The sequence below is a fragment of the Mycobacterium sp. IDUB_28 genome (genome assembly GCF_055419285.1).
The window spans coordinates 13,898-40,219 of sequence record NZ_JBVAXK010000019.1; the positions used below are offsets into that span (position 1 = coordinate 13,898).

28 protein-coding genes and 2 pseudogenes are annotated in these 26,322 nt (G+C 68.7%); 11 read left to right on the forward strand and 19 right to left on the reverse strand.

The window, feature by feature from the left end; genetic code table 11:
• Positions 1-33: 33 nt before the first annotated feature.
• The 3 genes and pseudogenes from ACZYZ9_RS25085 to ACZYZ9_RS25095 all read left to right on the forward strand — a co-directional run.
• Positions 34-181, forward strand: a pseudogene (locus ACZYZ9_RS25085) (putative zinc-binding metallopeptidase); the annotation flags it as partial.
• A gap of 9 nt (positions 182-190) precedes the next feature.
• Complete coding sequence (locus ACZYZ9_RS25090) at positions 191-1,027, forward strand: class II glutamine amidotransferase (RefSeq protein ID WP_463828882.1); 837 nt, start codon at positions 191-193, stop codon at positions 1,025-1,027.
• Positions 1,028-1,029: 2 nt separating this feature from the next.
• On the forward strand, positions 1,030-1,791 hold the full coding sequence (locus tag ACZYZ9_RS25095) for an alpha/beta hydrolase family protein (protein WP_463828883.1): 762 nt from the start codon (positions 1,030-1,032) through the stop codon (positions 1,789-1,791).
• Positions 1,792-1,803: 12 nt separating this feature from the next.
• On the opposite strand, the gene ACZYZ9_RS25100 is transcribed toward ACZYZ9_RS25095, so the two are convergent.
• The 4 genes from ACZYZ9_RS25100 to ACZYZ9_RS25115 all read right to left on the reverse strand — a co-directional run bounded on the left by ACZYZ9_RS25100 (position 1,804) and on the right by ACZYZ9_RS25115 (position 4,696).
• Complete coding sequence (locus tag ACZYZ9_RS25100; protein WP_463828884.1) at positions 1,804-2,406, reverse strand: helix-turn-helix transcriptional regulator; 603 nt, start codon at positions 2,404-2,406, stop codon at positions 1,804-1,806.
• Positions 2,407-2,465: 59 nt separating this feature from the next.
• Positions 2,466-3,524: a hypothetical protein gene (locus tag ACZYZ9_RS25105; protein WP_463828885.1), complete on the reverse strand. Its 1,059-nt coding sequence runs from the start codon at positions 3,522-3,524 to the stop codon at positions 2,466-2,468.
• Positions 3,525-3,594: 70 nt separating this feature from the next.
• A complete protein-coding gene (locus ACZYZ9_RS25110; RefSeq protein ID WP_463828886.1) occupies positions 3,595-3,906 on the reverse strand; it encodes a DUF732 domain-containing protein in 312 nt (103 codons plus the stop codon).
• Positions 3,907-4,036: 130 nt separating this feature from the next.
• Entirely contained in the window at positions 4,037-4,696 is a 660-nt protein-coding gene (locus tag ACZYZ9_RS25115; protein WP_463828887.1) for a class I SAM-dependent methyltransferase, read from the reverse strand.
• Between the two features lie 27 nt (positions 4,697-4,723).
• Between ACZYZ9_RS25115 and ACZYZ9_RS25120 the strand changes: the two genes are divergently transcribed.
• Positions 4,724-5,557 (forward strand): helix-turn-helix transcriptional regulator, encoded by an 834-nt coding sequence (locus ACZYZ9_RS25120; RefSeq protein ID WP_463828888.1) that lies wholly within the window; start codon positions 4,724-4,726, stop codon positions 5,555-5,557.
• A gap of 3 nt (positions 5,558-5,560) precedes the next feature.
• On the opposite strand, the gene ACZYZ9_RS25125 is transcribed toward ACZYZ9_RS25120, so the two are convergent.
• Together ACZYZ9_RS25125 and ACZYZ9_RS25130 are read right to left on the reverse strand one after the other, a co-directional pair.
• A complete protein-coding gene (locus ACZYZ9_RS25125; protein ID WP_463828889.1) occupies positions 5,561-7,051 on the reverse strand; it encodes a diacylglycerol kinase family protein in 1,491 nt (496 codons plus the stop codon).
• A gap of 45 nt (positions 7,052-7,096) precedes the next feature.
• Positions 7,097-7,405, reverse strand: a complete 309-nt coding sequence (locus ACZYZ9_RS25130; protein WP_463828890.1) for a hypothetical protein — start codon at positions 7,403-7,405, stop codon at positions 7,097-7,099.
• A gap of 98 nt (positions 7,406-7,503) precedes the next feature.
• Between ACZYZ9_RS25130 and ACZYZ9_RS25135 the strand changes: the two genes are divergently transcribed.
• Positions 7,504-7,743 carry a hypothetical protein gene (locus ACZYZ9_RS25135; protein WP_463828891.1) on the forward strand — a complete coding sequence of 80 codons (240 nt, stop codon included), beginning with the start codon at positions 7,504-7,506 and terminating at the stop codon, positions 7,741-7,743.
• On the opposite strand, the gene ACZYZ9_RS25140 is transcribed toward ACZYZ9_RS25135, so the two are convergent.
• Positions 7,740-8,597 carry a glycoside hydrolase family 16 protein gene (locus ACZYZ9_RS25140; protein WP_463828892.1) on the reverse strand — a complete coding sequence of 286 codons (858 nt, stop codon included), beginning with the start codon at positions 8,595-8,597 and terminating at the stop codon, positions 7,740-7,742. The two genes, ACZYZ9_RS25135 and ACZYZ9_RS25140, sit on opposite strands and share 4 nt — an antisense overlap.
• A 102-nt stretch (positions 8,598-8,699) precedes the next feature.
• Complete coding sequence (locus ACZYZ9_RS25145) at positions 8,700-9,713, reverse strand: NADP-dependent oxidoreductase (RefSeq protein WP_463828893.1); 1,014 nt, start codon at positions 9,711-9,713, stop codon at positions 8,700-8,702.
• Between the two features lie 47 nt (positions 9,714-9,760).
• On the opposite strand from ACZYZ9_RS25145, the gene ACZYZ9_RS25150 reads away from it, so the two are divergent.
• On the forward strand, positions 9,761-10,438 hold the full coding sequence (locus ACZYZ9_RS25150; RefSeq protein WP_463828894.1) for a DUF3060 domain-containing protein: 678 nt from the start codon (positions 9,761-9,763) through the stop codon (positions 10,436-10,438).
• A gap of 8 nt (positions 10,439-10,446) precedes the next feature.
• Here the strand turns inward: ACZYZ9_RS25150 and ACZYZ9_RS25155 are convergent, their stop codons facing one another.
• The 3 genes from ACZYZ9_RS25155 to ACZYZ9_RS25165 all read right to left on the reverse strand — a co-directional run bounded on the left by ACZYZ9_RS25155 (position 10,447) and on the right by ACZYZ9_RS25165 (position 14,461).
• Positions 10,447-10,869 carry a hypothetical protein gene (locus tag ACZYZ9_RS25155; protein ID WP_463828895.1) on the reverse strand — a complete coding sequence of 141 codons (423 nt, stop codon included), beginning with the start codon at positions 10,867-10,869 and terminating at the stop codon, positions 10,447-10,449.
• Between the two features lie 75 nt (positions 10,870-10,944).
• On the reverse strand, positions 10,945-12,345 hold the full coding sequence (locus ACZYZ9_RS25160) for a DUF7159 family protein (protein WP_463828897.1): 1,401 nt from the start codon (positions 12,343-12,345) through the stop codon (positions 10,945-10,947).
• 187 nt (positions 12,346-12,532) lie between these two features.
• The gene (locus ACZYZ9_RS25165; protein WP_463828899.1) at positions 12,533-14,461 is read right to left on the reverse strand and encodes an Hsp70 family protein; all 1,929 of its coding nucleotides are present in this window, start codon (positions 14,459-14,461) and stop codon (positions 12,533-12,535) included.
• 183 nt (positions 14,462-14,644) lie between these two features.
• Between ACZYZ9_RS25165 and ACZYZ9_RS25170 the strand changes: the two genes are divergently transcribed.
• Entirely contained in the window at positions 14,645-15,160 is a 516-nt protein-coding gene (locus tag ACZYZ9_RS25170; protein WP_463828912.1) for a nuclear transport factor 2 family protein, read from the forward strand.
• 15 nt (positions 15,161-15,175) lie between these two features.
• Here the strand turns inward: ACZYZ9_RS25170 and ACZYZ9_RS25175 are convergent, their stop codons facing one another.
• On the reverse strand, positions 15,176-15,832 hold the full coding sequence (locus tag ACZYZ9_RS25175; protein WP_463828901.1) for a L,D-transpeptidase family protein: 657 nt from the start codon (positions 15,830-15,832) through the stop codon (positions 15,176-15,178).
• 42 nt (positions 15,833-15,874) lie between these two features.
• Positions 15,875-16,561, reverse strand: coding sequence for a phosphatase PAP2 family protein (locus tag ACZYZ9_RS25180; protein ID WP_463828913.1), 687 nt, complete (start codon positions 16,559-16,561; stop codon positions 15,875-15,877).
• Between the two features lie 72 nt (positions 16,562-16,633).
• Here ACZYZ9_RS25180 and ACZYZ9_RS25185 point away from each other — a divergent pair, with 72 nt between their 5' ends.
• The 3 genes from ACZYZ9_RS25185 to ACZYZ9_RS25195 are packed head-to-tail and all read left to right on the forward strand — an operon-like array spanning position 16,634 to position 19,239.
• Positions 16,634-17,116 carry a hypothetical protein gene (locus ACZYZ9_RS25185; RefSeq protein ID WP_463828902.1) on the forward strand — a complete coding sequence of 161 codons (483 nt, stop codon included), beginning with the start codon at positions 16,634-16,636 and terminating at the stop codon, positions 17,114-17,116.
• A 16-nt stretch (positions 17,117-17,132) separates the two neighbouring features.
• Positions 17,133-17,810, forward strand: a complete 678-nt coding sequence (bluB, locus tag ACZYZ9_RS25190) for a 5,6-dimethylbenzimidazole synthase (RefSeq protein WP_463828903.1) — start codon at positions 17,133-17,135, stop codon at positions 17,808-17,810.
• 7 nt (positions 17,811-17,817) lie between these two features.
• The gene (locus ACZYZ9_RS25195) at positions 17,818-19,239 is read left to right on the forward strand and encodes a sulfatase family protein (RefSeq protein WP_463828904.1); all 1,422 of its coding nucleotides are present in this window, start codon (positions 17,818-17,820) and stop codon (positions 19,237-19,239) included.
• Here ACZYZ9_RS25195 and ACZYZ9_RS25200 read toward each other — a convergent pair.
• Complete coding sequence (locus ACZYZ9_RS25200) at positions 19,228-20,013, reverse strand: trans-aconitate 2-methyltransferase (protein WP_463828905.1); 786 nt, start codon at positions 20,011-20,013, stop codon at positions 19,228-19,230. The two genes, ACZYZ9_RS25195 and ACZYZ9_RS25200, sit on opposite strands and share 12 nt — an antisense overlap.
• Positions 20,014-20,177: 164 nt before the next feature.
• On the opposite strand from ACZYZ9_RS25200, the gene ACZYZ9_RS25205 reads away from it, so the two are divergent.
• Positions 20,178-21,392: an alpha/beta fold hydrolase gene (locus tag ACZYZ9_RS25205; RefSeq protein ID WP_463828906.1), complete on the forward strand. Its 1,215-nt coding sequence runs from the start codon at positions 20,178-20,180 to the stop codon at positions 21,390-21,392.
• 4 nt (positions 21,393-21,396) lie between these two features.
• Here the strand turns inward: ACZYZ9_RS25205 and eccE are convergent, their stop codons facing one another.
• The 5 genes and pseudogenes from eccE to ACZYZ9_RS25230 form a co-directional block, all read right to left on the reverse strand.
• Positions 21,397-22,431, reverse strand: coding sequence for a type VII secretion protein EccE (eccE, locus tag ACZYZ9_RS25210; RefSeq protein ID WP_463828908.1), 1,035 nt, complete (start codon positions 22,429-22,431; stop codon positions 21,397-21,399).
• Entirely contained in the window at positions 22,428-23,825 is a 1,398-nt protein-coding gene (mycP, locus tag ACZYZ9_RS25215) for a type VII secretion-associated serine protease mycosin (RefSeq protein ID WP_463828909.1), read from the reverse strand. Before mycP ends, eccE begins: the two co-directional genes overlap by 4 nt.
• Positions 23,822-25,228, reverse strand: a complete 1,407-nt coding sequence (gene eccD, locus ACZYZ9_RS25220) for a type VII secretion integral membrane protein EccD (protein ID WP_463828910.1) — start codon at positions 25,226-25,228, stop codon at positions 23,822-23,824. The genes mycP and eccD overlap by 4 nt, the downstream gene beginning before the upstream one ends.
• A gap of 96 nt (positions 25,229-25,324) precedes the next feature.
• Positions 25,325-26,185, reverse strand: coding sequence for an ESX secretion-associated protein EspG (locus tag ACZYZ9_RS25225; RefSeq protein WP_463828911.1), 861 nt, complete (start codon positions 26,183-26,185; stop codon positions 25,325-25,327).
• A 32-nt stretch (positions 26,186-26,217) separates the two neighbouring features.
• Positions 26,218-26,322: pseudogene (locus ACZYZ9_RS25230) on the reverse strand (WXG100 family type VII secretion target); the annotation flags it as partial.

Consider the following 26,322-nt stretch of genomic DNA (forward strand, 5'->3'; position numbering starts at 1 on the left):
CACTGCCCGGACTGCCGGACCGAGTTCGGGTTGCGGATGCTGGAGGATTGGAAGTGGTTGTCGCTGTGCCTGAATCGGGTGAACACCGCTGGGCAAGAATCCGCTGTACCCGTTCGAGATTGCCCCCGCGGTGGTCGGCAAGCTGGCTTTCGTGCATAGAGTTATCCGCGAGACGCGGTAGGGAGGTCGGATGTGCCGGTGGGTCGCTTACCTGGGTGAGCCGATCGCGCCCCGGGAGTTGCTGCACGACCCGGAGCGGTCGCTGATCGAGCAGAGTCGCCGGAATGCGCCGAACATGGAGATTCCCAACGGGGACGGCACCGGGCTGGGCTGGTACGAACACCGTCCGGAGCCGGCGCTGTTTCGCAGCATCACCCCGGCGTGGGGCGACGACAATCTGCTGGAACTGGCCACCGAGATCCGCACCCGGCTTTTCCTGGCGCACGTGCGGGCAGGTACCGGGACGCCGGTGCAGCAGACCAACTGTCACCCGTTCCGCTACCGCAACTGGCTGTTCGTGCACAACGGTCATGTCGGCGGCTATCAGCGGCTGCGTCGGGAGCTGCTGCTGGCCGTCCGCCCCGACCTGTTCGAAAATATCGGCGGCTCAACGGATTCAGAGTTGATGTTCCACCTGGCTCTCACCTTCGGCCTCACCGAGGATCCGCTCGGCGGCATCGCCCGGATGGCGGGATTCGTCGAGGACGCCGCCACCGCAGCCGGCGTGGACGAGCCGGCGCTGCAGATGACGGTGGGGGTGAGCGACGGAACGCGACTGTATGCGGTCCGCTACGCCAGCGCGGGCGAGGTCAACACGCTGTTCGTCAGCGAAGATCCGGAGTCGGTACGCATGCTCTATCCGGACAGCGAGCGGCTGGCACACTTCGGCGACGACGCCCGGGTGGTGGTTTCCGAGCCGCTGACCGAGCTGCCCGGCATGTGGCGGGAAGTTCCGCCGGGAGCCGCGCTGATCATCGGCGACGACGTCGAGGAACTGCCGTTTCGGCCGATCCCGGGTCGGGTCTGACGGTGGGCGAACGCGTCACGTTCGCGAGTTCGACCGGGCCGAACCTCGCCGGAATCATCGACGAGCCGGATCAGGAAGTACGCGGCTGGGGGGTGTTCTCGCACGGCTTCACCCTCGGCAAGGAGTCCCCGGCCGCGGCGCGGATCTGTAAGCAGCTGGCCGCCGACGGGATAGGCATGCTGCGCTTCGACGCGCTGGGACTGAGTGGCTCAGAAGGAGATTGGGGCGACGGCTCGTTCACCGTCAAGGTGGACGACATCGTCCGGGCATGCCAGTTCATGGCTGACCGCGGAACCCCGGCCGACATCCTGGTGGGGCACTCCTGGGGCGGTGCCGCGGTACTGGCAGCGGCCGCGCAGGCACCGGGTGTGCGGTCGGTCGTCACGGTCGCGGCACCCGTCGACCCGAGTCATGTCGAGAAGCATTACGACGCCGTGGTGGACCGTTGCCTGTCGGAGGGCAGCGCCGAGTGGCTGGTCGGCGGGCGGACGCTCACGTTGAAGCGTGACTTCGTCGAGGATGTCCGCGCAGCTCACCTGCACGACAAGATCAGCAGCCTGCGCATGCCGCTACTGATCCTGCACTCGCCCACCGACAACACTGTCGACATCGAAAACGCCAGCGAGATCTTCCGCCTGGCGCGCCATCCGCGCAGCTTCGTCTCGCTGGAGGGCTCCGATCACCTGCTCACCGCCCGTGGGCAGGCCCGCCGGGCCGGTCGCATCATCGGCGCCTGGGCCGACGCGTATCTCGACGAGCAGTAGCTGCGGCGAAGCTCATCGGTGCACCAGTAGCGCCGCAAGTTCTTCGCGGGTTGACACACCGGTCTTCGCCATCGCCCGGTAGATATGACCTTCGACGGTGCGCACCGACAAGGTCAGGCGTTCGGCAACCACGCGACTAGAAAAACCCTCGCCCAGCAGGGTCACGATTTCGTGCTCCCGCCGCGTGAACGGAACACGCATGCTGGCTTGCCGCAGCGCGGGTGTGGACGCGCCACCACACCGCTGGGCCAACGCCTCGGCTCGCATCGAACATCCCAGCGCCGAACCGCGCAAATCCTGGCGCCGGTAGGCCAGCGCCGCGTGTGCCGCCGCGTCCAGCGCCGCGACCAGATCACCCATCGCCTCGAATTCCTGTGCTACCGATGATAATTCGGTTCCATTGCCGGTGGCTAGCGCACCGGCGAAGCGGGCCGCAGTGCCGACCCGGGACCCTTCCACGATGGTCTCGAGTTCCCGCAGCCGGACCGCGGTCGAACCGTCACCGAATTGCGCGGCGGTCTGCAGGCACACCGCTTCGGCGGCGAATTGCCCGCTGGCGCGTGTTTTTCCGGCTGCCGCGGTGGCGATCCTGATCCCGCCCAGATCATCGGACACCACATCAGCGTGCGGCCGCAACACCGGCCGCGACTGAGTATTCCCGTACTCGTCTCAGCTCAGGGATTACGCACACAGTCATAGGTGAGCGGAACTTCCTGACCCAATTCCACCACCTCGAAGTTGTCCACCCCGATCTTGCTGAAGGACTGGTCGGTGATCCCGAGGTTGGCCCACTTGGCGGTGCTGTTCGAGTCGTCGGCGAAGGTCAGCGGAATCTGACCGCCGTCGGACAGCAGCATGCCGTAAGTCTTGAGCGCCTTGATGATCACCTTCTCCGAGGCCGAGAACGGCGACTCGTCGAAGTTCGCCTTCAACCGGAACCGCACCCCGTACGGCGGAGCGTTCGGGTCTTCGCTGTCCGGGCCGCCGGCGTGCGTCGCGGGACGAACGTAGACTTTCGCCTTCATCCGGGGATTGGGCAGGATGAACCGCAGCGGATGGTTGACCGCGCCCGCGGCGACTTCGTCCGCGGTGGGCAGCAACGCGGCTATCGGGAAGCCGGCGGCGTCGGCGCTGGTGCACTGGTCGCCGCGCAGCGTTTCCGGGTACTTCTTCTTCAGGTCCCACACGAAGAAGGCGTGCGCGGTGATCGAGTCGCCGTTCTTGCTGCCCAGGTAGACCTCGTACAGCTTGTGCTCGTCCCGTTCGGCGACCAGCAGATGGCAGTCGCTCTGGCCGTCGGTGTTGCCCGTCACGTCACAGGACATGTTCGGCGAACCCTCGAAGTGGGCGTTGTCCGGCACCGGCATCTTGGCCGGAACCTTGTCACAGTCCGGGCCGCCGTCGCAGTAGTTCTCGTCGCCGACGACCGCTACGCGCGGGGTGCTGCGATCGGCGAAGAACAGCGGAATGGAGAAGTCGATCTGGAAGTTGTTGTCGTTGCCCCACCCCCCCATGCCATTCAGCGCCTCGATGATCGCGGCACTTCGTCCCGATACTGTGACGCCGCTGATGTTGTTGGTGAAGGGCTGGTTACCGTCGAACAACGGTCCGCCGGCGCCGGGCTTGCCGCCGCTGGGCCGGGAACCCGAGCTCGAACCCGAGCCCGAACTCGAACCACTGGCCGGTGTGCTGGTGCCGCCCTTGTTGCAGCCGGCGGTACATACCAGCGCCACTATCCAGAGCGTGACGGCTACCTTGCGAAAACAGGTCGTGCGCATGAGGACCGGTTGCCGTTGGCCGGGCTCAGTGCGAGGCGAAGTCGGGGCACAGGTTGGTCGTCGCCGCACTGACGAACAGGGTGCCCTGACTGAAGCCGTACTTCTGTTCGACCTTGGTCATCTCATCCAGTACCGAGGCGCCGCCGCGCAGATCGCTGCACGCCTGGTTGCCCGCAGCGACGGTCTGGGCCGGTGTCTTGCCGGGCAGGTGGACGTTGTTGGTCTGCAGCTCGTCCAGGAAGCTGTTGGGGTCGGCCGCTGCCGCCGGGGCACCCAGCACGGCGCCGGTGGCGAGGGCCGCCAGGGCGGGAGCGACGATTCGCAGGATCGATTTCATGGGTGAGGTCCTTTCGCGGGATGACGGGACAGCGCATGAACCACACCCCCGCATGCGTTCAGCTAAGTCGATCTTTACCCATTTCGGCCCATTTGAGTAGCGAAACCGGGCAATTGACCGGACCCCGGGGCTAGCCGTCGCGGCGCGCGTGGTAAATCGACAGCGATCCCGTCACGGTGCGGATCACCTGCACTTCGGCGACGTCGGCGAAGCCCGCCTGCTCGATCAGCTGCGGCAGGATGCCGTCGGCGTTGGGTTGGGTGTCGGCCTTGCCGTCGACGCGTTGCACGCCCCGGAACAGCAACCGCATCAGCGCGCTGCGCTGCCACCCGTAGTCGGCGATCACCAGTTCGCCGCCGGGTCGCAGCATCGCGAACATGTTCGCGATGATGGCCTTTTTCATCGGCACCGGGCACTGGTGCAGCACCAGGCTGGACACCACCCGATCGGCGCTGCCGGGTCCGACGAGTTCGGCGGCCTGATCGCCCATGCCGGACACGAATTCGACGTCGACGCCGGCCTTGCGCACCTTGTCCTGCGCGATGGCGAGGATCTGCGGGTCGGGATCCACCCCAACTACCCGCGCGGCCGTTTGCGCCCGCTTGATCCTGATCGCCAATGACCCTGTGCCACAACCGATATCGACCACAAGGTGACCGGGCTGCAGCCCCAGCCGGTCGATGGCGGCCGAGCGCCAGCGGCCCTCGCGGGTCATCAGAGCTACGACGGTGTCGTAGTACTTGGTGTACTTCGGGTCCCCGGCGGCTGGTGTGAATGACGGTGTCGACATGACTTCCAGTCGTATCATCGGACCGCGATGACTTTCTCTGCACGAACGGACACGAACGCGTCCGCAGCGGACAGCACTGTGCTGGTGGATATGCGCCAGGGCGGTGCCGCGACTGCCGGCGCATTCGTCTACGAGGGCCATCGGGTGACGACCCCGCGGCACGCCCACGAATTGCACCAGCTGGAGTACGTCGTGCAGGGCGTGCTGGAAGTGGAGACGGATGCGGGCGCCTACGTGCTGTCCGAACGGCAGGCCGCGTGGATTCCCGCCGGGCTCGGGCACATCAGCACGATCGACACTCGAGTGCGTTCCATCTCGATCTTCCTGCACACCAAGCACCTGCGGCCGGCGCGGCAGGAGGCCGGGATCGTGGCGGTTTCGCCGCTGCTCCGGCAGATGATCAGCTACGCCTGCCGCTGGCCCATCGATCGCAGGTCGTCAGATCACGTCGCGGACGCGTACTTCCACTGCTTCGCCGAACTACTCGCCGAACTGCTCGAGGTGCAGCATCCGTTCAGCGTGCCGACGACCAGTCATCCGCAACTCGCGGCAGCGCTCAGGCACACTCGTAATACGTTGGCAGACATCACTATTGACGACGCAGCCGCGGCGGCGGGGGTGTCGCCGCGCTCGCTGCGCCGGCTGTGTAACCGCGAACTGCAGATGACCTGGCGCGAGTACACGCAGCAGACCCGCCTGATGCGGGCCGCGGCGCTGCTGGCCGATCCCGAGCTGAGTGTGCTGCAGGTCGCCACCCGGGTCGGGTTCGACAGCGCCAGCTCGTTCACCCGGGCGTTCCGCGGCGCGTGGGGCCGGCCCCCGTCGGCCTACCGCCGCCACGGCGGTCAACCGGCGGAATGACGCTCAGCGCAGCGACCGATACACCGGCAGCGCCCGGTATTTGGAGATGAAGGTGGCCTTGTCGTACATCTGCCCCACCTCACCGTCGTGGGCGATCACGGTCGGACCGTCGACGGCGGTGAAGGTGAACTCCGGCACCTGCATCTCGTGGTACAGCGGGCTGCGCTGCAGCCGGCCCAGCGCGAGCGCGGCGACGATCCTGGTTCGCGCCAGGCGGCGACCGGTTTCCAGGATGCGCACATCGATCAGGCCGTCGTCCATCCGGGTACGCCGAGCCGGCGCGAATCCCGTTGGCAGATAAAGAGAATTGCCGACGAAGAACAGCGAGGTCTGCAGCGTCTTATTGTCGTAGCGGATGCGGACCGGTTGTTCGTTGCGCAGGGTGCGCCACATGGCGTAGAAACCGGCCAGCGGCTTGCCGATCCGCTTCTCCATCTTCTCCCGCCTGCGCACGAAGGCGGGATACGCGCCGATGCTGGCGGTGTTGACCACCATCTGGCTGTCATTGAGGCACATCAGATCCACGCATGCCACCGTGCCGCGGCGGATCGCACGCACCGTCTTAGCCACCGTCTCGCAACCGATGTCCTTGGCGAAATGGTTGAACGTTCCGGCCGGAAACACCGCCAGCGGCAACTTGGTCTGGGCAGCGACCGCCGCTCCCGCAGACACCGTCCCGTCACCGCCGGCGACGGCGAGCACCTCGGCGCGTTCGGCGGCGTCGCGCAGCACCTGGACCGGGTCGTCGTCGGGTCCCAGTTCGACGATCTCCACCGCCGGCAACTCGGCGCGCACCTGATCCAACACCCGGGCGCCGGTCCCGCTGCCCGACGCGGGGTTGACCACCAGGACCACGCCCGCGCCGTCGGGCCGTTCCGGCACCGACACCAGGAGCGGCTCGGTCTTCGGCAGCGAAGCCTCGACGATCGGCGGAATCAGCCGACCGCCGGTCACGGCCAAACCGGCCCCGATGCTGAAGCCGATCACGACATCGCCCGGGTAGTGCGCGCCGGTGGCCACCCGCGACAGGCCAACCAGACCCGCCAGCATGGCCAGTCCGAAGCCCAACGGAGGATTCTCCAGACCCACCCCCACCGCGAACGCCGCGGCACTGGCGGAATGCCCCGACGGCAGCGAGTTCGAGGTCGGACGGCGGCGCGTCCGCCGGATCAACGGCACCGACTCGTAGCGCGGACGCGGCCGCTGCCGGATTCGCTTGGCGCCCTGATTGGTGAACAGGCTGGCCGCGCCCAGGGTCACCAAACCGCGGACCGCGCCGCGCCGCGCGGAATGTTTTCCGGTCGCCAGCAGCACACCGGCGATGGCGAACCACAATTTGGAGTGATCGGCCGCCCGGGTCAGCGGGGGCATGGCGGAATCCAGCAACGGCGTGGGGGTCTCGGCGATCGCCTCGAACAATTCGCGGTCCAGGGCGCCCAGCCCGCGGGTGATCTGTTTGACGCTGTGCAGTGGTCGCGTGGGCCGCAGGTTCATCACGCCAACATTAACTGCCGGCGTTACGTCGACTCCGCGCCGCGGTCAGGCGCCTTTGCGGCGCAACGTCCAGGCCGGCACCCAGTGCGTCACGGACTTGCGCTTCGCGCCGAACTCCACCGGGTAGGTCACCAACCCCCACCAGTCGCCCTGTTCGCAGATGCCCCAGCAGCTCAACCGGCCCTCCACCACCTTGTGCAGCTGCAGACCGTTCGGGTGGTAGCGGCCGGACCGGTGCGGTTCGCGCGGGAACAGCACCGTCAGGTCGATCAACACCGCGACGGGCGGGCGCACCACCCGGAACGGGCCGCGCAACGGCTGCCCGTTGTACCCGATCGATGCCAGCCGGCCCATCGGTCGATCATACGTTCGAATGACCGGATGTAGCTCACGTTTCGATGGCCGCCGCTCGGGCAATCCCCCGACCAACGAACTCCGGAAAGGGGCTACTGATGAGGACCGTTATCGCCGCGGGGATTCTGGTGGCAGCCGGCGGATTGATGAGCACCGCGGTGGGTTTGGCCAATGCGGACGAGGTGCAGGTGGAAGGCAGCTATGCCACCGAGGCCGCCTGCCAGGCCGACGGCCCGCACGTCGAGATCACCCACAACGACGGCGCGTACACGCACTGGGACTGCCGCCAAGGCTCTGACGGACTCTGGAACCTCTACCTGAGCAATTCCGGCGCTTAGAACACCCGCACCCAGTCGACCAGCATGTCCGACGGGTAGTTGCCGGCAGCGGGGTCACCGCCGCCGGACCCGCCGACCGCGAGGTTCAGCACTGGGAACACGGTGTAGCCCGGGTCATTGAACGGCCATTCCTTGAAGGGCTCGTCCAGGTTCTCGATACCGGTGGCCGGCACCGAGAAGTAGGGCGCCGCGCCCTCGGTGTAATCCACCCAGAAGTACATGCCGGTGACGTCCCAGCGGACCCGCCAGTTGTGCCAGGCGCCGTCCACCCCGATCGGGTGCGTCTCGAACGCGGTGCCGTCCGGGTTGGCGTGCACGGTGGTGCCGGAGGGCCAGGTGCCGTTGCCGTACCACTCGATCAGGTCGATCTCGCCGCTGCGGCCGGGGTCGTCGTTGGACAGCCACCAGGCCGGCCACATACCGGGCCCCAGGCAGTTCATCTTGATCCGGGCTTCCCAGGTGGTGCCGACGCCGCCACGCCACAGCCCGTGCACCAGACCGCCGAACACCCCGCCGCCGTCGCGGGTGGCCCGCAGCACCAGATTGGAATTGCCGTCCAGGAACACGTTCTGCCGGCTGTCGCGGTACTGCCCCCAGAATTGCGGCTGGTCGAAGCCGACCGGGTTCCTGATCGGCGTGCGGTTGGTGGACACCGACCACTTGGACGGGTCTGGCGCCGAGCCGGCCGGCCCGTCGAACTCGTCGTGCCAGATGAAGCCGCCGGAGGCGCCCGCGGCCGGCGCAGCCGGTGTCGGGCGGGACGGGCTGGCTCCCGCGACCGGAGCCGGTATCGCGGCTGCCAGTGCGCCGAATCCCGCCATCATGATCATGCGGCGACGGTCCATCTGAGGCATGGCAAGGAAGATAGCAGCCCGCCTGGCGATGCGCGGACTCCGCCGACGCGTGGCGCAATACCTGGAGGTCAGCGACGGTGTGTCGGCCGACCCCGGGCCGGCTCAGCCCGGATCGCTCACCTTGACCAGCGTCTTGCCGATGTTGGCCCCGGTGAACAGTCCGTTGAGCGCGTCGACACAGGACTCGATGCCCTCGAAGATGGTCTGGCGGTGCTTCAGGCGGCCCTCGGACTCCCATTGACGCAGGTTGGCGAAGGCCTCGTCGAAGCGCCCCCACTGGTCCAGCGCGTTGAACCCCTGCATGAGCGCGGTCTTGGACAGCAAGTTCACGTAGTTGGCCGGGCCCGGGTGCTCCCCGGTCAGGTAACTGGAGATGACGCCGCACAGCACCACCCGGGCTTTGGGGGCCAGCCTGCCGAGCACTGCGTCAAGGATCGGTCCGCCGACGTTGTCGAAGTAGACATCGACGCGGCGCGGGCAGTGCTGTTTGAGCGCGGTCGGCAGGTCGTCGTTCTTGTAGTCGATGCAGGCGTCGAAACCGAAATCCTGCACCACCGCCCGGCACTTGTCCGGGCCGCCGGCGATGCCGACCACCCGGGCGCCGGCGATCTTGGCGATCTGCCCGGCCACCGAACCGGTGGCACCGGCCGCGGCCGAGACCACCACCGTCTCCCCGGGTTGCGGCCGGCCGATGTCGGTCATCCCGAAGTAGGCGGTGGCACCGGTGGGCCCGTACACGGACATGATCGCCAGTTGGTTGTCCTCACCCGGGATCGGCGTGCTGAACACGTCGTCGCGAATCAGGACGTACTCCTGGAAGCCGGTGAGCGTCGTGACGATGTCGCCGACAGCGTAAGCGTCGCAACGTGTTTCGACGACCTGGCCGATCCCGGCGGCGCGGATCACCTCGCCGATCTGCACCGGCGGCAGGTAGCTGGGCTGGTCGTCGAGCCAGGTCCGCACCGCGGCGTCCAGCCCGACGTAAGTGGTGCGCAGCAACGCCTCACCCGCGGCGGGTTCCGGTGCCGGGCGGGTGACCAGCTCGGTGTCCTCGGGCCGGACCAGCCCGGTGGGACGGCGGCGCAACACGATTTGACGATTCGGCAACTCGGGCACGCCGCCGAGCCTATTCCCACGTGCGGCGGGTGTGGGAGCATCTCGGCATGAACTCAGCTGAGGATCCGGAAGCCCGGATTCGCGAGTTGGAGCAACCGCTGGCCGACACCGCGCGGGCATCCGAATCGGGCGCCGCGGGCGGCTACAGCTATCCACCGCCGCCACCCGGGCCGATACCGCCGCCCTACGGCTACAACACGCCGTATCCCGGCACCGCGCCCAGGACGTCGTCCGGAATGCGCTGGTTCTGGATTCTGGCCGCCGTCGGCGTGCTCGGCGTGTTGGTCCTGGTGGGCGGTATCGCCGCCTACGTCGCCCGTCAGGTGTCCGAGAGCGAACCGGTCGGCCCGGCCGAGACGACGGCGGTGAGCACCGCGCCCGGCGCAACGCGGGGCAATCCGCCCACCGGCAAGACCCACGCACCAAGCGCGGGACCGACGTCCTCAGCGGCCGTCCCGGCCGCCGAGCCGGTCATCGTCTCCGGAATCAACGAGAACCGCTCGGTCAGCTGCGACGGCAACGAGATCACCGTCAGCGGCATCTCGAACACCGTGACGATCACCGGTCACTGCGCCACGGTCACGGTCTCCGGCCTGCAGAACATCGTCACCGTCGAGACCTCCGACGCCATCGACGCGTCCGGACTGAACAACAAGATCACCTACCACTCCGGCTCGCCGAAGATCAGCAAGTCCGGCAGCAACAACGTGGTCGAACAGGGCTGAGCGCCGGCTCAGTCGGTCGAGTCGCCGGCCGCGTCGTCGGTGTTCGGATCGTCCAGCACGCTGACCGCGATGCCGTACGGCAAAAACCGCACCTTGCGTTTGGGGTCGGTGTTGTTCTTGTTGGCGCGCAGTGCATCGAGTTCGGTTGCGTAGACCTGCTCGACCCGGGCGTCGCCGCCGGCATCCACCGAGTAGATCGCCCACACTCCGTCACCGATGTCGCCGGTGGTCTCCGGCTCCGGGCGGGGGCGCCGCGACGACGACAAATCCTCGAAGAGCGCCGACCAGCCCGATCGGGCGCCCGGGCCGCCGACGAATTTGCCGATGCGCTCGAAAGCGTCGCGCAGCCCCTCGGTACCTTCCCTGAGCACCCGGTCGAAGTCGTCGGGGTCGAAGCCGAATCCGCCACCTGAAGAACCACTGCCGCTCACGCGACCTCCTAAGTCGAAAGGGTTACCACCCAGTCTGCGCTCATCCGGCGGGTTGTGCCACGTGCCCGCCCGGCGTCACGGTGCCGGCGCCGGCGGGGCCGGCGGCGGGGGCGGCGGGTTGATCGGAATCGGGATCGAGAAGAACGGCAGGTGCAGGTAGGCCGTCATGACCGGCGTCGGCGCCGCGGGTGCCGGAGCCGGCGGCGCGGGTGCGGCCGGGGGCGGCGCTGATGGTGGCGGAGCCTGCTGCACCGGCGTCTGCACCGGCGGGGGTGCCTGGCGGGTGGGCTGCCTGCGGGGCTGGGGCGCCATGTTCACCGGGGCCTGGGCCGGTTTGGTGACCGTCTGCACCGGCGGCGCGGCGACCGGTGGCGGAGCTGCGGCCGGGGCCGGTGCAGCCACCTCGGTCGGCGGCGCCGCGGCCGGGGGCGCACTCGAGGCCGGTGCCAGCACCTGCGCCGGCAGCTCGGTGGCCGGTGCCCGCAGCGGCGGCGTCTGCACAATCGAGCGCGGGGCGGACTCCTGCGCCGCGGTCGGGCGCACATCGCCGGCCAGCGACATCACCAGCATCCCGCCCACCACGGCGGCGATGCCGGCCGCCGCGCCACTGACCAGCGCCAGCGGCCGGTGCCGCGCGAACAGGCCAGTCGCCGCGGGGTCGTGCTCGATGTCGCCCGCGTCGTCCACGGCGCTGTAGGCCAGGGAACCCTCGTCGACACCGGCCATCGCACACACATCGAGATAACTGGGGGTCAGTGCGCGCGAGTTCACCTCACCGGTGCCCGGGTCCAGCGCGTAGGCCAGCGCCGCGGTCGACGCCGCGAACAGCGGCGCGTTCGCCGAAGCCAGTGCGGCGCCGCGGGCCAGCGCCATCTCCGGCTCCTCGGCAATGCTGACCACCAGCGACGTCACCGCTTCCAGGGTGGGTTTGACGGCGACGACGTCGACACCGCACCCGACGAGGAACACCCCGTCGGCGCGGGATCCCGGCCCGTCGAGCCCGGCGACCATCGTCACCAGCTCGGCAGCCAGGGACTCGCGTAACGGCTGGCGGTGCAGGTCGACGATCGAGCCGTCTGCGACGTCGATGACGGCCAGCGTGGCGCTGTCGGTCTCGACGAACAGCATCGCGATGTGGCGGTAGTCGAGCGCGGCACCCACCGTCTGCGCCAGCGCGGCCGCGGCGAGCAGCGGAGACACCAGCATCACGCCCGTGATGTCGCGGGCAGCGAGTTCGGTGCGCAGCGCGGGCACCTGGCCGGGGTCGGTCCAGGTGACCCCGGTCGAAGTCAGTCGGCAGCCACCCTCGAGCGCGCCCTCACGGGTTCCGATCAGCGCGTCGACCGCTTGCGCCGCCGGTGACGAGGAGACTTCGATGTTCTCTTCTTCGACGGTGACGCCGTCGGCGTTGACCCCTTCGATCAGCAGCATTCGGACTGCCGAGGGCTCCATCGATACCCCGAGGACGATGTCCATAACCCCTCCAACCCCTCCAAGCCGTCGAGCTCGTTACAGGGTCTAGGCGAACCACCCACCGCGCGGCCGCCGTCGACAACATTCCGCCCCACGTGGGAGCGACCGGTTTTAACTGGCCTATATGCAGTTTGCCAGCTAAAAGCCTACCCGCGCACGGAGGGGACGGCTATGTGGGCAGGGTCGTCCGCTAGGGACTGCCCGGGGAGGAGAACGGGTTCTGCGGACCCGGGTCCGGCGGGACCTGGTTCTGCGGGACCTGATTCTGCGGGGCACCGTTGGCCGGCACCTGAATCGGGATCGGGACCGGCAGCAGCGGCACGTGTAACCACTGGGTGGTCATCCGCACCGACGACGGCGATTCCGACGGGCTCGGCACCTCCGCCGCGCTGGGCGCCTCGGCCGCACTCGGTGCCTCCGCCGCCAAGGCCGGCGCCGTGGTGAGCGGCGTCGTGGCCGCAGGCGGCCGGGTGGTGGTTACCGGCGCCGGTCTGGTGGTGGTCATCGACGGCACCGGGGGTGGCGGTGGCGGTGGTGGCGGCGCCGGTGTCTCCGCACTCGGTGGCGGCACCGGGCTGGGGACCACCGCCTGGCTGGGCGGCGGCAGCGGGCTGGGTTCGACCGGAGTGGCCGGCAGCGGGTTAGGCAGCGTGGCGCTGGGGGACGGCGGTGTGGGTACTGCGCTGGGGACCACCGGAGCCTTCTGCGGCGCCTGCCGGTGTTCGATGGCGGTCAAGGTGATGGCGACCCCGCCGATCGCGGTCATAGCGACCGCGGCACACAACCCGATGAGCACCTGCGACAACCGGAAGCGGCGCCACGGCGGTTCCCTGGGCGGGTCGATCACGTTCAGCCGCATCGAGAAGCAGGGGCCGTCCTCGTCGTAGGACTCCTTCTCGAACCGGGTCAGCACTTCCGGAAACTCGGTTTGCGACCATGCCAGCTCGCGGTCGGTCAGCGCATCATGATCGATCACCAGCAGGTCGCCGGCCGGCCGGTCGATCAGGCTGGTGCCCAGTGCCGCGATCGCCCCGGAATTCCTGGCCGGCATCCCGATCGACGTCCGGGTCCGCAGGTCCAGCAGGTCGCCGCGGTCGGCCAACAGCAATGCACCCTGCGCCGCGGCGCACACCGGCTGCGAGGCGGTCAGGATCGGCAACCGGGTGTGCACCGAAAGTCGCTGGGCCACAAGCGGGATGCTGGCGCCGCCGCCGACGGTGACCAGCGCGGCCAGGTCGGCGAAGCAGGAGTTGTTGCGCGCCAGCATGTCGTCGAATGCGTAGATGAACCCGGTCAGCCGGTCTTGGATCAGGTCCTCGAACGTGTCCCGGGTGAGCTCCACAGTGGTATCGGACCCGGCCAGCTCAACGGCCAGTTCGGTAACAGCATCAGCGGACAGCCGCTCCTTGGCCTCGCGGCACTGCACCCGCAACTTGTTCAGTTGACCCACGGCGGCGGTGCTGCCCGGATCGGCGTCCTGGTGACCGAGGGTGTCGATCACGTGCAGCAGCAGGGCCTGATCTAGCTGGTTGCCGGAAAAATCCTCGTAACGCATTGTGGCGCCGACAGGTTCGAAATCGTCCTTGGTGTCCAGCAGGGTGACCTGCGTTCCCGAGCCGCCGAAATCCAGCAGCCCCACCATGCCGGCGGACGGTAGTTCCGTCTCCGATTTCACCGCGGTCAGCGCCGCTGTCGCATCGGACACCAGGCGCGGGGCCATCCCACTGCGGACGAAGCCGACGTGCGTTCGCAGTGCGTCGCGCAATGCCTGCACGGTGCTCGGCTTCCAGTGCGCGGGAACGGCGATCGCAATCTCCGCGCAACTGGAATCGGCCCCGATCGCGACCACCATGGCCTCCAGCGCCTCGACCGTCAACAGGTCAGGGTCGTGCGCAGAGCCGTCCGGTGCGAGCAGCGCGACCGAATCGCCGATGCGTTCCACGAAGCTACTCATCGGGATGCCCAGCGCGGGCGTGCTCGAATCCGCCTCGGGCGGAACAAGTTTCGGGGCGCAGTGTGGATACAGGGTGAGCACGGCACGACGGGTCACGGGGGACTTCCCGTTCACCGCCGCGACCAAGTTCATGGTCCCGATCGACAACCCCAGCGGGTCGAACATATGGCGAATACTTTCGTCGACAGGGTCGGTGGCCAGCGCGTCAACCATATCCGCGACGACCGAATATGGTTCGGCACCAACCTCATTGGTATAGCCTCGTAGCCGTGTCGTCATCGAAAAGGTATGAGCGGCACCCTTGACAGAACCCACCGGGACCGGGGACTCCGCACCGGCACGGCAGCGATGTGCTGCAATGACCAGGTGAGCCTTGAAGAAGACGTGGTAACCCGGATCGCCGACGTCGAAGCGATCAAACAGGTCAAGTACCGTTACCTGCGCGCGATGGACACCAAGAACTGGACCGAGTTCGCCGACACGATGACCGAGGACATCGTAGGCGCCTACGGGTCCTCGCTGGGCAAGGAATTGCACTTCGACAACCGCACGGACCTGGTCGAGTATCTGAGCTCGGCGATGGGGCCCGGTGTGGTCACCGAGCACCGGGTGACGCATCCGGAGATCACCGTGACGGGTGACACCGCGTCGGGCATCTGGTACCTGCAGGACCGGGTCATCGTCGCCGAGTTCGACTTCATGCTGATCGGTGCGGCTTTCTACCGGGACTCCTACCGGCGCACAGCCGCGGGATGGCGGATCAGCGCGACCGGCTACGACCGCACCTATGAGGCGACGATGTCGGTGGCCGACCTCAAGTTCCACGTCAAACCCGGCCGGGCCCGGGCCGATACGGCGGACTGACCCGAAAGCGGTGTGCTACTTCGCGATCGCGATGACGGCGCCGGGCCGCAACCACTTGATGATCGAGACCAGGGTGGCGTCGTCGATCGCCACGCAGCCCTCGGTGGGCCCGCCGTCGGTGGTGTGAAAGAAGAACGCAGCACCCCCACCGGGCACTTTGTTCTTGTTGACGCCCATCACCACCGAATGCTTGTACTGCGGAATCTGCAGATTCTCGCTTTCACCGGTGTTGAAGGGGCACTGGGCTTTCTGACACACCTGCATGGAGTTGAAGGTGGGGCTGTGGTCGTCGCCGCTCCACCAGTGGTTCGGCCCCACTTGCGTATAGGGAAGTCCGCCACCGGGATTCGGTGCGGTGCCGAATGCGGAGTCCAGGCTGTAGACCCCCATCGGGGTGGCCGGATAACCGCTCTTGGCCTGCGGTGCCATCCCCGCCGAACCGACGTGGGTGGGGATTCCGGTCTTCAGCGCCTGCCAGCCGGTCCCGGTGCGCTGGTAGATGTCCATCTTCGCGTTGGACCCGCCGGTGGAGACCACCGAAACGACCTGTGTCGCGTTGCCGACCGAGTTGGCGAACCACGGATTGCCGGCAGCCGCAGCGACCTGTGCGAACCCCGTGGCCCACACGACGGCGCACACCGCAGCACACAGCAGAGCAACCAGTCGGCGCATCGTTTCATCGTCAGACCGCCGCGGGTAAGGGTCAAGTAAAGGTTAAGGCCCGATTGGGTCACGCGGCCGTGACTCGGCATCCCCGACCGGCTCGGCCGTGCCCGGCCGGACGGGTCGAAACACCCACAGGCACAGCAGGAAATACACATAGCCCAACGCCCAGCCCGCGATCACGTCCGAGGGGTGGTGCACGTTGAGCGCCACCCGGGCCACACCGACGGTGAATACCGCCAGACCGCCCACGGCGCCCGCGGCGACGCGCAGCCGCCGGCTTGTGCACATCGGCCACAACAGGGTCAGCAGCGCGAGCACGGTGGCCGTCGCCTCGAGGGCATGGCCGGACGGAAACGACGTCTCCCGGGCGACCACCAGTGCCGTCGACGGTCGCGGCCGGCCGGCCAGGCCCTTGGCCACCAAGGTCACGAACCCGTTGAGCGGTCCGCAGCACAACAGCAGCAGCGCCATGCGCGCCCGGCGCCGGGACAGCGCGATGACAGCCAGCGCGAATCCCAGCAACCGCAGCGGGACCGGCCCCAGGACGAAGGACACCCCGGCCCAGAACCACACCCAGCCGGGATGTGCCACGCCGATCTCGTGCGCCGGATTGAGCAGCGACCAGTCGAACGCGTGCAGCCAGCCCCACTGCCGGCGGTGCCCGACCCACAGCGCGGCGTAGAGGACCAGCGCCGCCACCGCCAGCCAAGTTGGCCACGACAGACGCCGGGTGATCGTCACGCCGGTCACCGCGACACCGGCACCAGGGTCGATGCGGGCCTGACGGAACCGCCCCATACTGGCGTCATGGCCGTGATTGTTCGTAAGTTGTTCGGCGTCGGCAAATTGCCTGCCGAGCTACGGGCTCAGCTCGACGGCGAGGGTTTGCTCCACCTGGCCGAGTGCATCCCGGTGACCAGGAGGTTCAGTGGCGCCATTCCGGGCATCCGGTCCCAGGGCAGCGTCGCCGGCTATGTCGGCGCACTGGCGTTCACTTCGCAGCGGGTGCTGGCGACGCTGTCGGTGGTGCCCAAGCTCGCCGGACGCGCGGTGGACGTGCGCTGGGACGCGGCCGACCGCGGAGCGGCGACCGCGGAGATCTCCGCGACGGGATTGCAATTCGACCTGGACACCGCCGCGGTCGACGAGCGGTTCCACGGGCATCTCTCGCTGCATTTCAAAGACACCATCGGCGAGGACGTGCTGGCCCGGCTGCCGCGGCGGTCGCTGGCGTTCGACGTGCCACCCGAGTACGTGTTCCGCGCGGTGGGCGTCAGCTACAGCCCATAGTTCCTACGATGGCGGGGTGACCGATCACGCGTTCACCGTGGCAGAACGCCGTGCCGTATACCGCGCGATCGCCGAGCGACGGGACATGCGCCGCTTCGTGGCCGGCGGCGAGGTGCCCGAGGAGGTGCTGACCCGGCTGCTGCACGCTGCGCACGCGGCCCCCAGTGTGGGCCTGATGCAGCCGTGGCGTTTCATCCGGATCACCGAAGACCGGTTGCGCCGGCGCATTCACTCGCTGGTCGAGGCGGAACGGGTACTCACCGGTGCGGCACTGGGCCCGCGGGAAGCCGAGTTCCTGGCCTTGAAGGTCGAGGGCATCCTGGACTGTGCTGAGTTGCTGGTGGTGGCGCTGCCCGACGGACGGGCCGCGCACATCTTCGGCCGGCGCACGCTGCCGCAGATGGACCTGGCCTCGGCCTCGTGCGCGATTCAGAACCTGTGGCTGGCGGCGCGGGCCGAAGGCCTGGGCATGGGTTGGGTGTCGTTGTTCGACCCGCAGCGCTTGGCCGGGCTGCTGCAGATGCCCCCCGGCGCGGAACCGGTGGCGATCCTGTGCCTGGGACCGGTACCGGAGTTCCCGGACCGGCCCGCGCTGGAACTGGACCGCTGGGCGGTGGCGCGCCCGTTGCACGAGTTCGTCGCAGTGAACCAATGGAGTCCGGCGCTGCCCGTGGAAGGGCCGGCAGGAGGGTGAGGCCACGTTGACCGAGGCGCACGCAGCACAGAACCGGCAGAACATCCTGCTGGTGCACTGGCACGACCTGGGACGTCACCTCGGGGTGTACGGCCACCCGGACGTATCGAGTCCGCGGCTGGATCGCCTTGCCGCCGAGGGCATTCTGTTCACCAGGGCGCACGCCACCGCGCCACTGTGCTCGCCGTCGCGCGGGTCGCTGTTCACCGGTCGCTACCCGCAGAGCAACGGCCTGATCGGCCTGGCGCACCACGGCTGGGAATACCGCGGCGACGTGCGCACCCTGCCCCAATTCCTGGGCGAAGCAGGCTGGTACTCAGCCCTCTTCGGCATGCAGCACGAAACGTCGTATCCAAAGCGGTTGGGGTTCGACGAGTTCGACGTATCCAACTCCTACTGCGAGTACGTGGTGGACAAGGTCGGGCAGTGGCTGCACGAGTGGGTGCGGGACCGTACCGCCGACACCGTCGGGCGGCCCTTCCTGCTCACGGCGGGGTTTTTCGAAACGCACCGGCCCTACCCGCACGACCGGTACGAGCCGGCGGACAGCGCGGCCGTCGAACTACCCGACTACCTGCCCGACACACCCGAGGTGCGGCAGGACCTCGCCGATTTCTACGGGTCGATCAGCACCGCGGACGCCGCGGTGGGCACGATATTGGACACGCTTGCCGACACCGGGCTGGACACCAACACCTGGGTGGTGTTCTTCACCGACCACGGCCCGGCGTTCCCGCGGGCGAAATCCACCCTGTACGACGCGGGTACCGGCATAGCACTGATCGTCCGGCCACCCACCGGGACGGCGGTGACTCCGCGCGTCTACGACGAGTTGTTCAGCGGCGTCGATCTGCTGCCCACCCTGCTGGGTCTGCTGGGTGTGGACGCGCCCGCCGACATCGACGGCATCTCACATGCCGATGCGCTGACCGCGGCGGACGCGCACGCACCGGTGCGCGACCACGTGTACACCACGAAGACCTACCACGACTCGTTCGATCCCATTCGGGCCATCCGCACCAAGGAATACAGCTACATCGAGAACTACGTCCCGCGCCCGCTGCTGGATCTGCCGTGGGACATCGAGGCCAGCCCGTCGGGACTGGCCATCGCCCCGTTGGTCACCGCACCCCGCCCGGAACGCGAACTGTACGACCTGCGAGCCGATCCCACCGAGACCACGAACCTGCTGGCCGGGGCGAACGGCGGCGGCGAACGGAATTCCATCGCGGCGGATCTCGCCGTTCGGCTGCATGATTGGCGTCAGCGCACCGGTGACGTGATTCCGTCGGACTTCGCCGGCACCCGCATCGCCGAGCGATACACCGAGACCTACCTGCAGATCCATCGCACCCCGGCCACCAGCCGGTCGGCGATCGCGGTGGACCGCGGCATCGAAGACGAGGTCGAGCCCGGGCTAACGACCTGAGCGGGCGGCGCCACCGACCTGGGCCACCAGGAACACCCGCCGGAACGGAAAGATCGTCGTGCCGTCGGGCCGCGGCGGGTATGCGTCGTCCAGCAGCGGGACGAGTTCGGCGCGGAACTGCTCCCAGCCCTCGTCGTCCAGGCGTTCGCGCACCGGCACCAACGCGGTGCCGGTGATCCACTCCAAAACCGGGTGCGCACCGGTCAACTGGTGCAGGTAGGTGGTCTCCCAGACGTCGACCCGGCAACCGGCGTCCATCAGCAGATCGGCATAGTGCGACGGCGGCTGCACCACGGCACCCACCCGAAACGGGATGTCCCGCATGATTTTTGCGTACGGCTCACGACGCGCCAGGGCCCGCACCACGGCGTGTGACGGCGTCTCGAAGTTCCCCGGCACCTGCACGGCGATCCAGGATCCGGAGGGCAGCTGTTTGGTCCACCGGACCAGCAATTCGGAGTGCTCGGGCACCCAGTGCAAGGCCGCATTGCTGACCACCACGTCGGTGTCGGGCTGGGGCTTCCAGTTGCGCAGGTCGCCGGTGGTGGCATCGATTCCGCGTTCCCGGGCGGCCGTCACCATTTCCGGGGAGCTGTCGATCGCCTCGATCACCGCGCCGGGCCAGCGTTTGGTGAGGTAGCGGGTCAGATGACCGGGACCGCAACCCAGGTCGACCACCCGGCGGGCCCGGTCGGCCCCGACCCGGGACAGCAAGTCGTAGAACGGACGGCTGCGATGATCGGCGAAAGCCAGGTAGACATCGGGATCCCACATATCGGTCCTCCTGATCGACACCGTCGAGCGTGTCCGGGTGTGTCTTAGACAAACCGTATTACCGGACCCCACCACACATCGCAGCAGCCGGGGGGAAATTGTCGATATCAACGGGGTCGTTTCCCACCGCGGTCACCGACCGCGCCCGAGTTACGATCGGCGAGATGTCCGAGATCCCAGAGGTGACCGCCGAGGCGGATCCGATCAGCCCGCCGGTCCCGGTTCCCGATGTGCCCGGGGCCGACGCCACGGTCGAGGGACTGCCCGCTCGCTCGGCACTCTCGCTGCGCCAGCGCCTGGTGGTGGAGGCCTCGGCGATCGGCGATGTGGCGCTGCGCACCGCGGCGTCCTCGCTGCTGGCCACCACGGTGGCGCCGGCCGTGGTCAGCGCCAACCTGCGCCGCGTCAATTCCGCCGGTGAACGCAGCAACCTGAGGTTCTATGCCGAACTCGGGGCCGAGCAGGATCCACGCAAGTCGTTCCCGGCGCCGGCGGCACCGCCGCAGAACGTGCGACGGCAGCCCAGCCGGCTCGCCGAACGGGTGGCGCTGGCCACCATCGACAACATCGCTTTCCCCAGCAGCTTCCGGGCCGTCAACCCCGCGCTGCGCAAGCGGTGGAGTGCGTTGTCCGCCAACAACATCGTGCACGCCCAGCATTGGCGGCACGACGACGGGCCGCGACCGACGCTGTGCGTGATCCACGGCTTCATGGGTTCGTCGTACGTGTTCAACGGACTGTTCTTCTCGCTGCCCTGGTATTTCCGGTCCGGTTACGATGTTTTGTTGTACACCTTGCCTTTTCACGGCAAGCGGGCCGAAAGATGTTCACCTTTCAGCGGTTACGGCTACTTCGCCGGCGGGCTGAGTGGCTTTGCCGAGGCGATGGCTCAGGCGGTGCACGACTTTCGCTCGGTCGTGGACTACCTGCAGGGCACCGGTGTCGAGCGGATCGCGCTGACCGGACTGTCACTGGGGGGCTACACGTCGGCCCTGGTGGCCTCGGTCGACGACCGGCTCGAGGCCGTCATCCCCAACTGCCCCGTCGTCACACCCGGCGATCTGTTCGCCGAATGGTTCCCGGCCAGCACCCTCATGGGCCTGGGTCTGCGACTCACCGGCATCAGCCGCGCGGAACTCAGCGCCGGCCTGGCCTATCACGGTCCGCTGAACTACCAGCCGCTGCTGCCCAAGAACCGCCGGATGATCATCACCGGCCTGGGCGACCGGATGGCACCGCCCGAGCACGCGGTGGCGCTGTGGGAGCACTGGGACCGGTGCGCGCTGCACTGGTTCCCCGGCAGCCACGTGCTGCACGTCAGCCAGCTGGACTACCTGCGCCGGATGACGCCGTTCCTGCACCAGTTCATGTACGACTGAGCCGTCAGTTGCGCCCCACCGCGATGACCTGGGTGGCGGCCTCACTGTTGGGCGCGCGGTGCGCGCCGGCGGCCCGCGTGGTCCAGGCCAAGCCGGCCAGCAGGTCGGCGGGTTCTTCGGTGTGCCCGGCGAGGCGCTGCGTGGACAGCGGATCCAGCGCCGCCAGCGCCGGCCGTTGGTTCCCGCGTTCCAGGGTCAATCCGGCTGCGGGTGCCGCGCTGCCCGGCGCCTGATCGGCCCGGAACGCGCACGCCGCGGCAACCGTGTACGGGCTGCCGTGGCCGCCGCGCGCAATCTCCAGCGCCGACCAGGTCTCGCGCGCTGACTGCGCGCGCACCTCGCTCAACACCTCGGCCAGCTCACCGTCAACCGTAACCCGGTATGCCGCAACATAATCCGATGCGCCCAGCTGCACCGCACGCCACGTCTCGCGAGTTCCCTTCCCGGCCGGCGCGGGCAGCAGTTCCGGAACGTCCTCGGGCACCACCGTGGCGGCTTCCCACCCGATTTCGCGCAGGTGGTCGGCGAGGCGGCGGGCGGCCACCTCAGCAGTCTCGTGCAACGGGATCCGCGACGACCGGGCCTGCAGTGCCGCCAGGTTGTCCACGGCGGACAACGTCAGACCGATCCAGGTCTCCCGGCGGCCGGAGGCAGTGTCCCGGTTGGTGATCCGGATGCTGTCCGCGCGGATGCCGTAGCAGTCCAGGTAACCGGCGATCAGCGGCAACGGCAGCGCGTCGGACTCCGAGGGGCCCGGACCGACCCGCAGCAGGGCCGTGGTGCGGGTGTCGGCGTCCGGGTCGGGCGCCGGACCGCCGCCCCGAAGCAGGATCGCCAGCCGGCGACGCAGGATCGTGGTGAAATACAGCCCGCGCCAGCGGCCGAACAGCAGAATCAGTGCGACGACGGCAATGCCGATCAGCAGGTAGGCACGGGAGGACTGCCAGGGATAGGCCATGACGGCGGGCACCGCGGCCAGCAGGGCCAGGGTGATCCGGCCACTGCCCGGCTTCCAGGTGGATCCGGTGAGTCGGCTCACGGGGTGGGCTCCTTTCGGCGGCGCACTACCGCCACCGTTGCGGCGGTGACTATGACGAGCAACGTCAGCACGCCGGCACCGGTCAAAGCGACGTTGCGGGGGGTGGTGTCCTCGGCGGCCGGTGGCGGCGGCACGGTGACCGGCCGCACCGACGGCGGCGGGTTCGCCGGACCCTCGGGCAACTGCCAGGTGAGGGCCGCTACCGGATCCAGGGTGCCGGCGCCGACGACGTTGGACGGGTCTCGGGGACCGTTCTGCGCGGTTGCGGTGAGGCGGCGCACCACCTCGCCGGCCGGCAGTCCGGGATACTTCGCGCGCACCAATGCCGCCGCGCCCGAGACGTAGGCGGCCGCATAGCTGGTGCCGCTGAGCGCGATCAGCTGCTGGTGGTCGTCGGGCAACCCGTTGGCCAGGCCGCCACCGTCACCGTTGCTCACCGACGCGATGTTCTCACCGGGTGCGGCGATCCCCACCCACGGTCCGGACATGGTGAACTTCGACGGACGGCCGTCGGAGCCCACTGAGGCGACCGACAGCACATACGGCTGCCACCAGGACGGCACCGAGACCGACCGGACGCCCGCCCAGTTGCGCGGGTCGTTGGGCCGGCTCAGGTCGGTCAGCGGATTGGAGTCGCAGGACGTTCCGCCCGCGACCGAGCCGGTCGGCCCGGTGTTGCCGGCGGCGGCCACGATCACCGCGTCCTTCTCCACCGCCGCGTACTTGATCGCCGCGCCCAGCGCGGCCTGGTCGACCGGGCGATCTGCGGGCAGGCAGGTGATCGCGGAGATGTTGATCACCCGGGCGCCGCGGTCGGCGGCGTGCACGATGGCCCTCGCCAGCCCCTCGATGTCGATGGCGGCGCGCGCCGCGGCCGGATCACCGCCGGAGGTGCGCGGCGAGAACTTGGCCGATGTCACCCGGATGGACAGCAGCCGGGCCGCCGGAGCGACCCCGGAGAAGCCGTCGTCACCGGGCTGGCCGGCGACGATCCCGGCGACCAGGGTGCCGTGCCCGTCGCAGTCGGTCAGGCCGTCGGTGGACTCCACGAAGTCACCGCCGGCATCGACGTTGGTCAGCCGCGGCCCCGGCCGCACCCCGGTGTCGATGATCGCGACCAGTTGACCTTCACCGCGGGAGAACTGCCAGGCCGCCGGAAGATTCAGCGACGTCTGACTCGGGGTGGGGTTGCCCGCGTCGGTGCCCGGCATGACCCCGGAGACGCTGCACTGGCCGCGCTGTTCCATCGGCTGCACAGGTCCCGGGGAACCGCTGGGCGGTTGCGCGGCGGCGTCCACCACCGGCGGACTCACCGCCAGCGCCGGTGGCGCCGCCAGGCCCGCCTGCAAGGCCAGCAGGCTGGCTGCCAGGCAGGCTGATCCGGCACGCATCATCGATTGAGCACCCAGGCGAACAGCCCCACCAGGAACGCCATCACCGGGATCAGCGAGGCATCCAGGCCCACCGCGACGAAGCCCAGCAGGCGACGCAGCGGCAGCGAGTAGCTGTCCGGCGCGGCGATGGCCGGGTTCAGGGCCACCACCACCCACGCCAGCACCAGCACGGCGAGCACCAGCACCGTCACGAGGGCAGCGACGTATCGGCCGGTCGCGGTGTAGTACACCAGCAGCACGGCGCCCACCAGGAAGGGCTGCGCGAGCAGCCAGGACTTGCAGGCCGCCGAATCCCACACCCGGGCCCGCAGCGTGGCCGCCAGCGAGGTCGCCACCACCACGTACCAGCCGGCGACGCTCAGCGTCTCGGGACGCAACGCGATGGCCACCGAACCGGCGACGCTGAGCAGCACGGCGGCGGCGATGAATCCGTTCTGGTGTGCGTCACCGATGCGCACCCGCCGCGGCAGATCCTCGAGCACCCGCAGCGACGGCGGAGCCGGCGACGGGTCACCCGGTGCCGGGATGACGGGCAGCGGGAACCGCGCCCACAGCGCCGAAAGCTGGGGCGCCTGAATGGTGATCAACAGCGCCGCGACAATCAGCCCGCAGCCGATCGTCAGAGTTGGTAAATGCCAGAGCAATTCGGCACCGGCCGCCAATGCCACCGCCAGGCCCACCACCGCCGTCGTGGTGAAGAATGCCGCGGCGCGCTCCCGCTCGGTGCTGGGCACGATCAGGGCGACCAGCGACCACGCGGCCACGCCGGCCGCGGCCAGCAGGATCTGGGCGGGTCCGAACCGGCCCGGCACCGCCAGCGCCAGCGCAGCCGCGATCGGCACCAGCGCGGTGATCGACAACGCGATCCCGGTGCGCGGGGAACGCGTCGTGGTCAGCAGGCCGGTGATGGCGATCAGTGCAGCGACCGCGCTGACCGCGACCAGACCCGCCAACGCCCCGGTGGCGACCCGGTGGGTGACCGACAAGCCGGTCGCCACCAGCGTCAGTACGAGGACCGCGGCCAGCGCGCCACGACGGATGTGTTTGATATCCCAGGGGTTTCGCCGCGACGTCGAAAAGATCATCGCCGCGTCGGCGATGTCCTCGACGATGCCCGGCGCCGCGGGACCGGCGGGCACCGGCTGCAGCGCCAGCAGATCACCGTCGACCACGCCGACGGTGTCCAGGCTGGCGTCCAGGCTGAACGGTGCGCCACCGATCGGCGCCAGGCTCAGGTGGGTGGCCGCCCCGGCGTCGGCGGACTCACCCGCATGCCCGTTGCCGGCCGCGGGAACCACCAGACGCTGTACCGCAGGCAGGATTTCGCGCAGCGGCAACTCGGCGGGCAATGCCATTTCCGTCAAACGACTGTCCGCGAGGATGGCGACGCGAACGATCGGCATGACGGTCCCGGCCGTCACTGGACCACCGAACTGTGTGGGGGCCGTTGCTGCAGCATCGTGCTCTCTTTCTGATTCATCTCTTGGGGTCGTGAATTGCTAGCTGGTCTGGGCGGAGAAGTCTCGGGCCAGCCGGTGCCCGGGGAACCACTCCCCGTCCGGCAGGTAGGAGGTCAGTTGTTCGATCGCCACGGCGGTGGCGAACGTCGTTCCGGGCGCGAAGGTCGAAACCCATTCGCCGTCGAACGCGCGGGTCGGGCTGACCAGGACCCGGCCCGCTGCGGTGTCGACCAGGCTCATGCCGACCTCAGTGGTGGTGTGCCGGCCGTCGCGGTTGCAGCCCGCGACGATCTCGACGTAACTGCGCGATCCGGCGAAGACCGACTCCACCACCGGTCGCGCCGAAGCCGGGATGCCCAGGTAGTCAAGGACTTCGGCGAGCGGAGCACCGGCGCGCAGCCGCTCGTCGGCCCGGGCCCCGACGCGGGTGGGCATGTTGAACTCGTCGAACCGGGCCGGCGGCCGGTTCGCCAAACCGACCCCCAGCACCGGGACCAGCGCCCGCGGGTCGTCGATGTCCATCGCTGTGAAGGTGACCAGCTGCGCGCTGCGCAGCGCGACCACCGTCTTACCGGCGCGCTGCGCCACGATGCCGCGCAGCATGTCGCCGGCGCCGTCGGGGCGGGTGGGTCCCAGGTACCGCAGATCGAGCCATCGGTCCGGGAAGCACACCACTTTGATCCAGCCGGCGACGCTCGGGTTGATGACCGCATCCGGCGTCATCAACCCCATCCGGGTCAGCTCGTCGCGCTGACGATCGAGAAACGCGGCTCGTTGCCCGCCATCACGGTAGGGCATGGTGATGGCGAGCACCCACGGAAAACTGCCCGCCCCAACGGTTTCCGCGATGAACCACGCCTGGTCGACCGTCAGCTCGACGGCATTGGGCGTCGAGTTCATCTAGGTCTGTCTCTGGTCCGGCTATGCGGCTGCTAGCCGCCCCACTTGGCGGCTTCGGCACCGTCGCGGGCCAGCATGGCCATGGTGTTGGCCTCATGGGTGCTGGCCATCGACTGATAGGCCCGCACCAGATCGGT

What these genes read in the sequence shown, in the direction of transcription:
- ACZYZ9_RS25170 (WP_463828912.1), top strand. Translation starts at nt 14,645, where the DNA reads ATGTGCTGCAATGACCAGGTGAGCCTTGAAGAAGACGTGGTAACCCGG.
- ACZYZ9_RS25165 (WP_463828899.1), bottom strand. Translation starts at nt 14,461, where the DNA reads ATGTTCGACCCGCTGGGGTTGTCGATCGGGACCATGAACTTGGTCGCG.
- eccD (WP_463828910.1), bottom strand. Translation starts at nt 25,228, where the DNA reads ATGCCGATCGTTCGCGTCGCCATCCTCGCGGACAGTCGTTTGACGGAA.
- ACZYZ9_RS25225 (WP_463828911.1), bottom strand. Translation starts at nt 26,185, where the DNA reads ATGAACTCGACGCCCAATGCCGTCGAGCTGACGGTCGACCAGGCGTGG.
- ACZYZ9_RS25140 (WP_463828892.1), bottom strand. Translation starts at nt 8,597, where the DNA reads ATGCCTCAGATGGACCGTCGCCGCATGATCATGATGGCGGGATTCGGC.
- mycP (WP_463828909.1), bottom strand. Translation starts at nt 23,825, where the DNA reads ATGATGCGTGCCGGATCAGCCTGCCTGGCAGCCAGCCTGCTGGCCTTG.
- ACZYZ9_RS25115 (WP_463828887.1), bottom strand. Translation starts at nt 4,696, where the DNA reads ATGTCGACACCGTCATTCACACCAGCCGCCGGGGACCCGAAGTACACC.
- ACZYZ9_RS25130 (WP_463828890.1), bottom strand. Translation starts at nt 7,405, where the DNA reads ATGGGCCGGCTGGCATCGATCGGGTACAACGGGCAGCCGTTGCGCGGC.
- ACZYZ9_RS25120 (WP_463828888.1), top strand. Translation starts at nt 4,724, where the DNA reads ATGACTTTCTCTGCACGAACGGACACGAACGCGTCCGCAGCGGACAGC.
- ACZYZ9_RS25125 (WP_463828889.1), bottom strand. Translation starts at nt 7,051, where the DNA reads ATGAACCTGCGGCCCACGCGACCACTGCACAGCGTCAAACAGATCACC.
- ACZYZ9_RS25175 (WP_463828901.1), bottom strand. Translation starts at nt 15,832, where the DNA reads ATGCGCCGACTGGTTGCTCTGCTGTGTGCTGCGGTGTGCGCCGTCGTG.
- ACZYZ9_RS25160 (WP_463828897.1), bottom strand. Translation starts at nt 12,345, where the DNA reads ATGGACATCGTCCTCGGGGTATCGATGGAGCCCTCGGCAGTCCGAATG.
- ACZYZ9_RS25205 (WP_463828906.1), top strand. Translation starts at nt 20,178, where the DNA reads ATGTCCGAGATCCCAGAGGTGACCGCCGAGGCGGATCCGATCAGCCCG.
- ACZYZ9_RS25110 (WP_463828886.1), bottom strand. Translation starts at nt 3,906, where the DNA reads ATGAAATCGATCCTGCGAATCGTCGCTCCCGCCCTGGCGGCCCTCGCC.
- ACZYZ9_RS25135 (WP_463828891.1), top strand. Translation starts at nt 7,504, where the DNA reads ATGAGGACCGTTATCGCCGCGGGGATTCTGGTGGCAGCCGGCGGATTG.
- ACZYZ9_RS25090 (WP_463828882.1), top strand. Translation starts at nt 191, where the DNA reads ATGTGCCGGTGGGTCGCTTACCTGGGTGAGCCGATCGCGCCCCGGGAG.
- ACZYZ9_RS25150 (WP_463828894.1), top strand. Translation starts at nt 9,761, where the DNA reads ATGAACTCAGCTGAGGATCCGGAAGCCCGGATTCGCGAGTTGGAGCAA.
- ACZYZ9_RS25185 (WP_463828902.1), top strand. Translation starts at nt 16,634, where the DNA reads ATGGCCGTGATTGTTCGTAAGTTGTTCGGCGTCGGCAAATTGCCTGCC.
- ACZYZ9_RS25200 (WP_463828905.1), bottom strand. Translation starts at nt 20,013, where the DNA reads ATGTGGGATCCCGATGTCTACCTGGCTTTCGCCGATCATCGCAGCCGT.